This is a genomic window from Actinocrinis sp. (assembly GCF_035946395.1).
Lineage (GTDB): Bacteria > Actinomycetota > Actinomycetes > Streptomycetales > Catenulisporaceae > Actinocrinis.
Map to the genome: position 1 here is coordinate 1 of NZ_DASYZI010000430.1, position 11309 is coordinate 11309.

General features: G+C 66.6%; 8 protein-coding genes, 1 tRNA gene and 1 pseudogene. 6 read left to right on the forward strand and 4 right to left on the reverse strand.

The features are described from left to right. Positions 1 to 364 (reverse strand): annotated as a pseudogene (locus tag VGS97_RS27130) (hypothetical protein); the annotation flags it as partial. A gap of 212 nt (positions 365 to 576) precedes the next feature. Next, positions 577 to 1329, reverse strand: a complete 753-nt coding sequence (locus VGS97_RS27135; RefSeq protein WP_326856508.1) for a GntR family transcriptional regulator — start codon at positions 1327 to 1329, stop codon at positions 577 to 579. Between the two features lie 165 nt (positions 1330 to 1494). Between VGS97_RS27135 and VGS97_RS27140 the strand changes: the two genes are divergently transcribed. From VGS97_RS27140 to VGS97_RS27150, 3 genes are all read left to right on the forward strand, one after another. Beyond that, positions 1495 to 1962: an ATP-binding protein gene (locus tag VGS97_RS27140; RefSeq protein WP_326856509.1), complete on the forward strand. Its 468-nt coding sequence runs from the start codon at positions 1495 to 1497 to the stop codon at positions 1960 to 1962. Continuing rightward, positions 1955 to 2275, forward strand: a complete 321-nt coding sequence (locus tag VGS97_RS27145; RefSeq protein ID WP_326856510.1) for a hypothetical protein — start codon at positions 1955 to 1957, stop codon at positions 2273 to 2275. Before VGS97_RS27140 ends, VGS97_RS27145 begins: the two co-directional genes overlap by 8 nt. A gap of 239 nt (positions 2276 to 2514) precedes the next feature. Continuing rightward, positions 2515 to 4239 (forward strand): rhamnogalacturonan lyase B N-terminal domain-containing protein, encoded by a 1725-nt coding sequence (locus tag VGS97_RS27150; RefSeq protein ID WP_326856511.1) that lies wholly within the window; start codon positions 2515 to 2517, stop codon positions 4237 to 4239. A 441-nt stretch (positions 4240 to 4680) separates the two neighbouring features. Here the strand turns inward: VGS97_RS27150 and VGS97_RS27155 are convergent. Beyond that, a tRNA-Arg gene (locus tag VGS97_RS27155) sits at positions 4681 to 4756 on the reverse strand. A 399-nt stretch (positions 4757 to 5155) separates the two neighbouring features. On the opposite strand from VGS97_RS27155, the gene VGS97_RS29705 reads away from it, so the two are divergent. Continuing rightward, positions 5156 to 5443 (forward strand): DoxX family protein, encoded by a 288-nt coding sequence (locus tag VGS97_RS29705; protein ID WP_349262281.1) that lies wholly within the window; start codon positions 5156 to 5158, stop codon positions 5441 to 5443. 225 nt (positions 5444 to 5668) lie between these two features. Here VGS97_RS29705 and VGS97_RS27160 read toward each other — a convergent pair whose 3' ends face one another. Continuing rightward, positions 5669 to 7273: an aromatic amino acid ammonia-lyase gene (locus tag VGS97_RS27160; protein ID WP_326856512.1), complete on the reverse strand. Its 1605-nt coding sequence runs from the start codon at positions 7271 to 7273 to the stop codon at positions 5669 to 5671. Positions 7274 to 7347: 74 nt separating this feature from the next. Between VGS97_RS27160 and VGS97_RS27165 the strand changes: the two genes are divergently transcribed. Together VGS97_RS27165 and VGS97_RS27170 are read left to right on the forward strand one after the other, a co-directional pair. Next, positions 7348 to 9402, forward strand: coding sequence for an ABC transporter transmembrane domain-containing protein (locus VGS97_RS27165; protein WP_326856513.1), 2055 nt, complete (start codon positions 7348 to 7350; stop codon positions 9400 to 9402). Continuing rightward, positions 9399 to 11309, forward strand: a 1911-nt coding sequence (locus VGS97_RS27170) for an ABC transporter ATP-binding protein (protein ID WP_326856514.1), incomplete at its 3' end; no start/stop codon positions are given. The genes VGS97_RS27165 and VGS97_RS27170, both read left to right, overlap by 4 nt.

An 11309-nucleotide genomic window follows, 5' to 3' on the forward strand; every position in this document is an offset into this window, starting at 1 on the left:
TCACCGACGTGCGCGGAATCTGCCCGATCTTGTACCCGAAGACGGTCGCGTCCACGTCGAAGAACGCGCATCGCTCCACGCGGTGCACCGTGCCGATGCCGATCGCCGTGTCCAGGCACCCGACAAGACCGAGGTTCACGATCCGGTGCGGACAGAACTGGTCGAGCGTGAACTGCGCAGCCGCAGCGGCGTTGGTCGTGCCGATCCCCGTATGCACGATCACGCTGCGCACGCCCCGCGTCCCCGCCGAATACTCGTACACGTCGAACGGCTTGGCCCCCGCCGCCGCCCACTCGCCGAGATCGAAGATGCCCTCGATCTCCTCGTCCATCGCCACCAGAAACGCCACATCAACCCGCTGCACGTCACGAGCCTATCGTGACACCCTCCAGCCCAGCCCAGCCCAGTCCCCACCCGCCCCCAGCCCGCTCCTCCCCGCCTCCACACTCGCTATCCCCACCGCATCTCCATCCTCGCTTCCACCCTCCGCCTCTCCACTCCCATTCCTACGCTCGCTACTCCCACCCGTGTCCCCACTCTCACCCCCACCCTTCACTCCCGCGTTCGCTACTCCCACTACTGCACCCCCATGTCGTAGTCCTCTGCCCCCAGTACCGGAATCTCCACCTGAGGCCGGTACGGCGGTGTGATGATCAGATCACTCGTCTCCACTGCCCGATTGCCCGCGTAGTGGATGCGCAGCATGACGACGATCGCAATGCCCGGCCGCTGATTCAGCCCCTCCGCCTCCGGGCCGGTGAGCGTGCGCGGGACGATCTCCTCGACCGCGCGCGTGACGATGATCCCGACCTCGCGCAACCGCCGGACGACGCCCCAGCCGCCGAGCGGGCCGCCCTCGGGCATTTGGGAGGCAGTGCCAGCCGTCAGCTCGGCTGGCTCCCAACTCGTCGCGAGGAAGACCGGCTTGCTGTCGGCCGTGTACGTGTACGACGTGCGCATCACGCGGTCTCCGGTCGCGATCGCCAGGCGCTCGGCGATCGCAGGGGGCGCATTCATCGTCGTCGAACGCGACGATACCGCTCCAACGCGCCCCTGTGCCGCCAGGTCCGCGTGCCACGGCGAGCCCGACGGCGGCTCCAGGTACCAGGAACGCACGAGCCGGATCACTTCGGGCCGCTCGCGCACGCGGGTCTGCGCGCCCGGGTTCGGATCGATCAGGCCCTCGTTGACCAGCACTCTTGTGGCCTGGTGGGCGGTTCCCTCGGCTACGCCGTAGAGCCCCTGGATGTCGCCGAGGGTCGGGAAGCGCGCGCCTGGAGCCAGCCTGCCGTCCACGATCTGCTGGCGCAGTTCGTCGGCGATCTTCATGTATTTCCGCGTGGCGATCGGTCTCACCCCGAAGGTCGAGGACGAATATCGGCGTGGCCAGCTTGACTGGCTCCCTAAGGAGGCCGCAAGCTCTCTAGGGTGAAGCTCCCTAGGGAGTTATCCCCAACTCTTCACGGCGTCCCACACGGGGGAACCGGAATCGCCATGCCCATCGTGATCGTGCTGCCCGGATTCTCCTCCATGGTGCCAGTGGCCCGCATGGCGGTGCGCAACCTCCTGCCCGGGTGCCCGCGCCGCGACGACGCGGAACTGATCGTCTCGGAATTGGCGACGAACGCAGTGCGCCACTCCACCTCCCGCGGCGGCCGGTTCGAGCTGACCCTCGACATCAAGCCGGGACACCTCCGAATCGAACTGCGGGACGGCGGCCCGTTCGGCTACCCGCCGCCTCCACCGTCCGACGCACCCGCGTTCCCCGCGCCGCCGTGGACGACGCTCCACGCGGAGGATCATCAACGAGACCGAGCCGCCGAAGCCGAGGAATACGGCCGCGGTCTGACCCTCATCAACGCGTCCTGCGACGAATGGGGTCACAATCGCTACCCCGACCATGCGGTCTGGTGGGCGGAACTCGCCTGGACCGAGCCGGGCGGCGGCGCTTCAGATGCCTGAGCACGACCACGGTCACGACCACAACTATGACCACGGCCGCGACCACGACCACGACCACGCCTACTATCTGTTCGTCCGCGCCAGCATCACCGCCGACTACATCACCGCGCGCCGAGCCCGCGAACTCTACGCCGAGGCGGCCGGCCAACCCGAGACCGACCTCTACGGCGACCTTGCCACAGGCTTCTACTTCTGGTCACTGGACGCGGAGAGCGGCCTCAAGCTGGTCCACTGCCGTGTCACGCCAGTCCCCGCCGTCGAAGTCCCTGCCGAAATCCGCCACCGTCCAGATGCTCCGCCCGCCACCGCATAACCCATAGCCGCCACACTCGCATCCCACACTCCACCGACACCCCGTACCCAACACCCGGTACCCGACACGTCAGTAACTTTCAGCCTGACAGTTCAGCATTTGTCCCCCCTGAACTGCACTTGACCACCCCTTCATGGCCACCATCCCCCGTCGCATTGCAGGCATGCGCGTTCGAAACTACGGTGCCGAAACCGCCGCCTATCAACATGATCGCTCAGATTGCGACAAGGGAGTCCGTCATGTCCGATCCCCAATCCCCAACCACCCCCGACATCGGCTCAGACACCGGCCCGCACGCCGTCCCCAGGCCGTCCGGTCCCAGCCGCCGTCAGTTCCTCAGCCGGGCGGGAGCCGGAGCGATCGTGCTCGGCCTGGGTGCATCCGGCGCCGAGCAACTGCTCGCCGCGCCAAGTGCGCAGGCCGCAACCGCATTCGGCTACACCAGCAGCGGCGGATACTTCACGGTGAGCACCGGTGCGGGCCTCACCTTCAAAATCAGCCAGTCGAACGGTGACATGACCTCGTTCGTCTACAACGGCACCGAGTTGACCTCGCCGAGCCGCCCCTCCAACGTCGAATCCGGCCTCGGCAGCGGCGCCAGCGTGAGCGCGTACCAGACCGGCAACTACATCGTGGTCACCGAGAGCGCGACCAACTTCTACGGCAGCGGCACCATTCACCACTACTTCGTGGTGCAGAGCGGCGTGAACAACGTCTACATGGCCACGTACGTCGACTCGGCCGCCGCCGGGGAACTGCGCTGGATCCAGTCGTTGAACCGCAGCGTCCTGCCCAACATCTACACGCCGTCCGACATCCAGAACGGCACCGCGATCGAGTCGACGGACATCTACGCGGTCAACGGCCAGACCCGTTCGAAGTACTACTCGAACCGGCAGGCCCAGAACCTGACCGTGCGCGGTGTGACCGGCAACGGCGTCGGCGTCTTCATGGACTTCGGCAGCCGGGAGAGCAGCAGCGGCGGCCCGTTCTTCCGCGACATCGAGCAGCAGGGCACCAGCGACTCGATCCAGGTCTACAACTACCTGTGGTCCGGGCACAACGACACCGAGGCGCAGCGGCTGAACGTGCTCTACGGTCCGTATGCGCTGCTGGTGACCAACGGCTCGACCCCGTCCGCACCGGACCTGAGCTTCATGTACGGCTTCGGATTCGCCGGCACGGTCGCCGCGTCAGGACGCGGATACGTCGTCGGCAAGGCGTCAGGTGTCGACCCTAGTGCGACCCCGCTGGTCGGCTGGGCGAACTCCACCGCGCAGTACTGGGCCGCGCCCAACCCCTCCACCGGGGACTTCACCAGCCCGGCCATGAAGCCGGGCACGTACACCCAGACGCTCTACCAGGGTGAGTTGGCCGTAGCCACTCGCACCGCCACGGTCACCGCCGGGGCCACAACCACCGGCCAGAACCTCACCTCCGGCTGGAGCACGCCTGCCTCGCCGATCTTCCGCATCGGCACCTGGGACGGTACCCCGTCCGGCTTCAAGAACTGGGCGAACCTGACCTCGATGCACCCCTCCGACACGCGCAACGCAAGCTGGGGACCAGTGACCTACACCGTAGGCAGCAGCCAGCCAACCGCGTTCCCTGCGTATCAATGGAAGGACGTGAACAACTCGACGACCGTCGTGTTCAACCTGAACTCCAGCCAGATCGCCGCGCGGACGGTGCGCATCGGCATCACCGCAGCCTACGCGGGAGGACGCCCGCAGATCGCGGTCAACAACTGGACCTCGCCCGCGCCCTCTGCCTCCAGCCAGCCCAGCTCACGCAGCCTGACCATCGGCACCTACCGCGGCAACAACGCGCTGTACACGTACGCCGTACCCGCCAGCGCATTCGTCTCCGGCACCAACCGGATGACGATCACCGTGATCAGCGGCTCCAGCGGCACCGGCTACCTGAGCCCCGGCTACAGCTACGACTGCGTCGAAATGTACTGACCCACAAGCCCAGCGCCGACAGGCACACCGTAGATCCTCACTCCAGCCCACAACTCACAACGCAAAACCCACCAACCCACAACTCACCAGCACACAATTCACAACTCACCAATTCACAACTCAAGGCTCAACCACCCGATCCTCTCGATGCGCGCCGTAGAACTCAACCCACTCCACCGAGCTGTGATCGTGCGCATGGAGGTGCCGCGCAGCACACCGTAAACCACTCCCGAAAGCCAAGGCTGCGCTGCACCTCCCGCAACTCCGAATACTGATCCGGCGGGAACAGTCGCGCCGGATCCCCCGCCGCAACCCACCCGATCGACACGACCGTGTCCGGACCCAGCCGCGAGCCGACGTGCGGCGCACTGCTGGTCCGCAACTCCGAGCGCGCCCCCACCAGGGCCCGAGGCTTTCTGTCGTTCCCACGCTGGTCAGTGGTGGTGCCCACGGCGCGATTCGAACGCGCGACACCCGCTTTAGGAGAGCGGTGCTCTATCCCCTGAGCTACGTGGGCCTGGCTGGTTACGAGCGTGTCCCTGGGGCGCGGGGGTCTGACCCGGATCCGAGCGGTTTGGGAACGCCCGGAAGACAGGGTAGCGGATCGTGGTGGGTGGCTCGGCTGGTTACTTACTGTGATCGAGCCGGATCTTGATCGCATGCGTGGCGGTGGTGGCGGTGGATGCTTGTGAGTCTTCGGGACGGCGGTGATGGTCTGTGGGCTTGCTGTCACATTCGTGCGGTGTGCTCCGTCATGGTGAGTGAGGCCTGAGACGCCTTCCGGGCGTTCGGCTGACATTGAGATCGACGTCGACATTGGCATCGACGATTGAGGAGAGTTCCGGTGTCTACTGCGCATACTGTCGTCACCGTCGCGGCTGCGGCTGCGGTGGGGTTCTCGGCGATCTCCGTTTTCGTGCATGCGTCGTGGGTCGTGCAGCCTTTGGCGGACTACGGGGTGCCGCGCTCGTGGTGGCTGTGGCTGAGTCTGGCAAAGGCCGCTGGGGCGGTGGAGCTGCTGGTTGGGCTGGCAGTGCCGCTTCTCGGGGAGGTGGCTGGGATAGCGCTTGCTGTACTTCATCGGGGCCATCACGACGGTTGTGCGGGTGCGCTGGTATTCGCGCATCCCGTACCCCGTGATGTAACTAGCGCCGGTGGTGGGTGCGCTGGCTCTCGGATACGTGTCCTGATACTTGATAGCTGAGCAGGTGCTTCGGAGGCTTGTGGGCACTGAGCCATGTGGGCGACTGCGGTGTTTGTCAGTCAGCCGGTACTGGCTATGGGGGCAATTTTCGTCGTCTGCTGGGTTGGGTTGAGTGTGGAAGTGACGCGTGTGGGTGATCCACGTGACGGGTTTGGCGGTGTGCGTTCGGGTGATACGGGCGCTGGGTCCCGCCGCGTTCGTGTGTCCTCAGCCCGGCGTGTGTGGTCAGGGCGCAGGCAGCAGTGCCTTCGCGGCGACGTCGGCGAATTGGGGCAGCAGGCCCACCGCGGCGTGGACGTCGGCGGTCGTGGATCTGTCCACGGTGTTCGGGTCCAGGATCTCGGCGAGGGTGTAGAGCGTGTCGAGCGGTGTGCTGGCAGCCGGGGTCACGCCGCGCAGGCGTAGGGCGCGCATCGCGCCTACCAGTTCTGTGGCCAGGACGAGTTGTAGCGCGTCACCTGCGCGGGCGGCTTGGCGCGCAGCATGGCTGGTGAACGGTGTGTGATCCTCGACGCCGCGAGAAAGGACCGCGTGACCGAGGCCGGCGGGCATCGCCGCGTTACGCAACTCGGCTAGTGCGTCGTGGGCGACGTTTTCCAGGATCATGACGCCTGAGCTCGCGGGCTCCCCGTCAGCGAGGAAGGGGCGCAGGCCGGTGAACTCGGGGTGGAACATCAGGTCGAGTCGAGCGATGGAGAGCTGGCCGACCGCGAGCAGCGCGAGTTTGAGCGCGTCGAGCGCTTGGGTCAGCAGCGACTGATGGAAGCCACCGTGGTGATACACCGTCTCGTTGTCGACGCTGATGAGCGGGTTCTCGGCCGCGACGTTCAGCTCGACTGCTAGGACCTGCTCCAGTTCATCGAGCGAAGAGAGCGCTGCGCCGTGCACTTGGGGGATGCAGCGCAGCGCGAATGGATCCTGGATACGGGCAGCCGATCTGTTTTGGTCGGAGAGCAGCGCGCGGATGAGCGCTGCTGAGGCCATCAGGCTGCGGTGCGGTCGGCGATCGTGAACCTCCTGGCTGAAGGGTTCCATGGAACCTGCGAGGGCGAGATGAGACAGCGCGGCGACGGCGTGCGCGGCGTGCACCCAACGCGAGGTGTCGCGCCATTCCAGGCAGGCGCGGCCGATCGTGAGAGCGCTGCTGCTTATCAACGCGAGCGCATCGCCGGATGTGACGGCCACGAGCCGTGGGCCGATGGTGTGGTGCGGGGTCAGTGTGTGGTCGTTATTTGTGGAGTGCTCTGGTGATGGTGATATTGGTGATGGTGAGGTGGCGGTGGGGGGAGTGAGCGTGGTTGCGGGGGTGAGGGCGGGGGGCGCGGTGGGGGGTGCTGCGATCCATGGACGTTCGCCGACTAGGGCTAGACCCAGTTCGGCGAGCGCCGTCAGGTCTGCGGTGCCCAGGCCGCCGTACTCGTGGATTTCCGGGAGGACGTCGGCATTGAGTGCGGCGATGATTACTTCTACGATCTCCGGGCGCAGGCCGGCCCCGCCTGCCAGCAGTTGATTCGCTCGTACGGCCAGCATGGCGCGGGTTGCTGCGGGGGAGACGAGGTGGCCGATTCCACTCGCGTGGCTGCGCAGCAGCCGCAGGCCGTGTTCTCGGTCGCCGTTCGCGACATGCTCAGTGCGGTTCGCCCCTACGCCGGTCGTACGTCCGTATACAGGTTGGCGCGCCGCTATGCGTTCGGCGGTCTCGGCTGCTGCGGCGGCTCGGGCCAGGGCATCGGGAGCGATCGCGACCCGCACGGTCCGTCCCGTTTCCCGGGCGAGCCACACCACCTGATCGGGTTGCAGTGCCTGCCCGGTCAGTTCGATCGTTTCCACCTGCCGTGCCCCCTTTGCCAGCGCTGGTAATTCAGGTGCGACCGCGTCGTCGCGCGCCCTACCGTGAAGGCGCCATGCGACGCCTTCCCGTGCCGGATCCCGGCGACCCCGATGTCCGATCAGCCACGCGATACCTCCTCTGGCTGGCTCGTGAGCTGCGCTCCACGATCCTCGGCGGCATGGTTTTCGGTGTCGTGTGGATGGTCTCGCAGGCGTTGATGCCTGCCGTGATCGGCCGCACCATCGACGCTGGCATCGTCCATCGCGACCGAGCCGAACTGCTGGGCTGGGCGGCGGTTGTGCTGCTGTTGGGCGCCACGACCGCGGTGTCTGGAATCTTGCGGCACCGCAATGCGATGAGCAACTACCTGGCGGCGGCCTACACGACGGTGCAAGTGGTGACCAGGCAGACGGTCAGGCTCGGCGCGACGCTCCAGAAACACATCGCGCAAGGCGACGTGGTGGCCGTGGGTACGTCGGACATCAACGAGATCGGCAGCGGCCTCGATGTCACGGCCAGACTTTCCGGGGCGGTCGTCGCGATTATCGCCATCGCCGCGATCATGCTCACCACGTCGCTGCCACTGGGCCTGATCGTGCTGCTGGGCGTGCCGGTGCTGACAGCGCTCACCGGCTTTCTGCTGCGGCCGCTGCACGAGCGGCAGAAGCACTTCCGCTCGCAACAGGGCGAGTTGACCGCGCGCGCGATCGACATCGCGGCCGGGCTGCGTGTGCTGCGCGGCATCGGAGGCGAGTCAGCGTTCGCTGATCGTTACCGGCGCGAATCCCAGGGGTTGCGCGTCGCTGCGTTGGCGGTCACCCGAGTCGAGTCGGGACTCGCGGCGGTCGAGGTACTGATGCCGGGCATCATCGTGTCCGGGGTGACGTTCCTGGCCGCGCGATTCGCGCTCAACGGCCGGATCACGGTGGGTGACCTCGTTGCCTTCTACGGTTACGCGGCGTTTCTCGCGGAACCGTTGCGCACACTCATGGAGGCCGCGGACAACTTCACACGCGCGCACGTTGCGGCCCGTCGCGTCGTGCGCATTCTGAATCTCAGGCCTGACATCGACGACCCTGTTCGGCCGGTCTCGCCCCCTGCGGGCTCGATGCTCGCTGATGGGGAGTCAGGTATCGAGGTCGAGCCAGGCACGCTGTTCGCGGTCGCATGTGCCGACCCTGCCGACGCCGAGGCGCTGGCAGCTCGTCTCGCGCGCTTCGAGGACAGCGGGCGTCCGACGCTCGGCGGTGTACCGCTGGCTGAGATGCGTTTGGCGGAGGTCCGGTCGCGCGTGTTGTTGGCACGCAACAGCGACCGATTATTCACTGGCACGCTTCGCGTCGAGCTCGACCCCAGCGGACGTGCGACTGTCGAAGAGATCCTCGCCGCGATCGACATCGCGTCAGCGCGGGATGTCATTGCTGCCTTGGAGGATGGCCTCGACGCCGAGGTCGTGGATGGCGGGCGCACGTTCTCCGGCGGACAGTTGCAGCGTCTTCGCCTCACCAGGGCACTGTTGGCTGGTAGCGAGATCACGATCCTCGTCGAGCCGACGAGCGCGGTGGACGCGCATACGGAGGCGCGGATCGCGCAGAACCTTGCCAGCCTGGGAATGCTTCGTAAGGGAGAAGGCCAAGTCGGCCTAGTTGATCCGTCTATTGATGATGCACCGCTCGATCTTGAGGCGGCGGAGGAACTGCCCGGGGAGTTGCCGCGGGAGTCGCCGGGGGAGTGGCGGCACGCGGGTACGGACGAGGTCGACCAAGCCTCGCGACGGCTCGTGGCGTTGGCAGCCATAGCTGGTGGTGAGGTTTCGCGACCTGCCGCTTTGGCGGAGGTATTCGAGCCCTCGCTCCCTGAGCTATCGGCCGGTGAGCCATCGGTCTCTGAGCCGTCGCTGGTGGGGGCGTCACCGGAAGCAGCGTTGGCGGCGTCGTCGCGGCCGGTATCGGCAATCGCATCGGCCACGATTGTGGTGTTCACGACCAGCCCGCTGTTGCTCGATCGCGCGCACCGCGTCGCGTTCGTCGAGGAAGGCCGCACCGTCGCAGTGGGCACACATCGCGATCTGCTTGCGACCGAACCGCGCTATGCGGCGGTTGTCACCCGCGGAGAGGACGAAGGGTGAGCGCCAAGCTCCTTCCGATCGCCGACCCGAAGCAGGTGCGGCGATACGCACGGGAGATCGTCGTGCGTCACCCTCGCGCGCTCGCCGAGACCATGGTTCTGTACGCGCTTGCGGCGGTGGCAGGGCTGATTGGCCCGCGCCTGCTCGGTCAGCTTGTCCAGGGCGTCCAGGACGGGACGACGGTCGGCCACGTCAACCTACTCGCAGCCTCACTCGCAGGCTTCGTCATCGTGCAGACTGCGCTCATCCGCTACGCTTACGTCGCCGCCGGGCGTTTCGGTACCACGGTCCTCGCTGAACTGCGTGAGGACTTTGTGGACAAGGTGCTCGCTCTTCCGCTGTCCACAGTGGAGAGTGCCGGCAGCGGTGACCTGGTCACCCGCGCGTCGCGGGACGTGGACGCGTTGCGGCGCTCGGCCCAGATGGCCGCCCCGGAAATCCTCGTCGCGCTCGTGACGATGCTGCTGACGCTTGCCGCCACCGTGCTGGTGTCGCCGCTGTTGTCGACGGTCATCCTGATCGTGGCGGCTCCACTCGCTGTAGTCACCCGCTGGTATCTGCGTCGCGCCACTGCTGGCTATCTGCGCGAAGCGGCCGCGTATGCGCGGATCACCGACGGTCTTGCCGCGACCGTTGAGGGCGCGGCCACGGTTGAGGCGTTCGGCCTGCAACAGCGCCGGATCGCGAGCACGGACGAGGACATCAGAGGCTCCTACGCGGCGGAGCTCTACACGCTGAGCTTGCGCGTCGTGATGTGGCCGGTTCAGGAATTCAGTTATGTCGTACCGGTGGCAGGCTCCCTTCTGCTCGGTGGTTACGCGTACTCCCGCCACTGGGTGAGCCTCGCTCAGGTCACCGCCGTGACGCTTTATATCCAACAGCTGATGATTCCGCTCAACACCCTCCTTGACTGGCTGGACACGTTGCAGGTCGGCGGGGCATCGCTAGCCCGTCTCCTCGGCGTCGCGCAGGTTCCGCCGGACCGCGCGCCGGGCGACCGTACTGTCGCCGAGCCACGCGAGCTTGTCGGAAACACTGTTCGCTTCGCCTACGTCGAGGGCCGCGACGTACTGCACGGTGTGGACCTGACTGTGCGTCCGGGCGAACGTTTCGCCATGGTCGGTCCGTCCGGTGCAGGAAAATCCACCCTCGGGCGTCTTCTCGCCGGTATCCATGGGCCACGCGTGGGCACCGTTGCCCTCGGTGGTGCGCCCCTGATCGAGCTGCCGCTGGACGAACTGCGCGGTGAGGTAGTCCTGGTCACGCAGGATCACCACGTTTTTGCGGGGACGCTGCGTGACAACCTCCACCTGGGGCTGGCGAACGGCGATGGTCAGCAGGTCAGTGGCTTGGGTGCCGGTGCCGGTGCCGGTGCCGGTGGTAGTGGTAGTGGTGGTAGTAGTAGTGGCGGTGGCAGTGGTGACAATGGCGGTGTTGTTGGTGAAAGCGCTCGCTGTGGTGGTGGCAGTAGTGGTAGGGGCGGCGGTAGGGGTAATGGCGGCGGTAGCGGTAGTAGTAGTGGTCGTGGTGGTAGTAACGGTGGCGGCGGCGAGAGCAGTCGTGATGGTGGTGCCTCACAGGTCGGCGTTGACCAGCAGGCCCGCGATGGTGACGACGAGCTGTGGCGCGCGCTGAGCGCCGTGGACGCCTACTCCTGGGCGATGGCGCTCCCTGACGGACTCGACACCCGCGTCGGATCCGGCGGAGTGAGCCTCACGGCGCCCCAAGCCCAACAGTTGGCTCTTGCCAGGCTGCTTCTGGTCGACCCGAAGGTTCTCGTGCTCGACGAGGCGACCTCGCTGCTCGACCCGCGTGCCGCCCGTCACTTGGAGCGTTCGCTTTCAGCCGTGCTCGACGGTCGCACGGTGATCGCGATCGCCCACCGCCTGCACACCGCCCACGACGCG

Excerpts from the sequence above, each read along its gene's own strand:
- VGS97_RS27135 (WP_326856508.1), bottom strand. The coding sequence starts at position 1,329 with ATGAAGATCGCCGACGAACTGCGCCAGCAGATCGTGGACGGCAGGCTG.
- VGS97_RS27140 (WP_326856509.1), top strand. The coding sequence starts at position 1,495 with ATGCCCATCGTGATCGTGCTGCCCGGATTCTCCTCCATGGTGCCAGTG.
- VGS97_RS27145 (WP_326856510.1), top strand. The coding sequence starts at position 1,955 with ATGCCTGAGCACGACCACGGTCACGACCACAACTATGACCACGGCCGC.
- VGS97_RS27150 (WP_326856511.1), top strand. The coding sequence starts at position 2,515 with ATGTCCGATCCCCAATCCCCAACCACCCCCGACATCGGCTCAGACACC.
- VGS97_RS27165 (WP_326856513.1), top strand. The coding sequence starts at position 7,348 with ATGCGACGCCTTCCCGTGCCGGATCCCGGCGACCCCGATGTCCGATCA.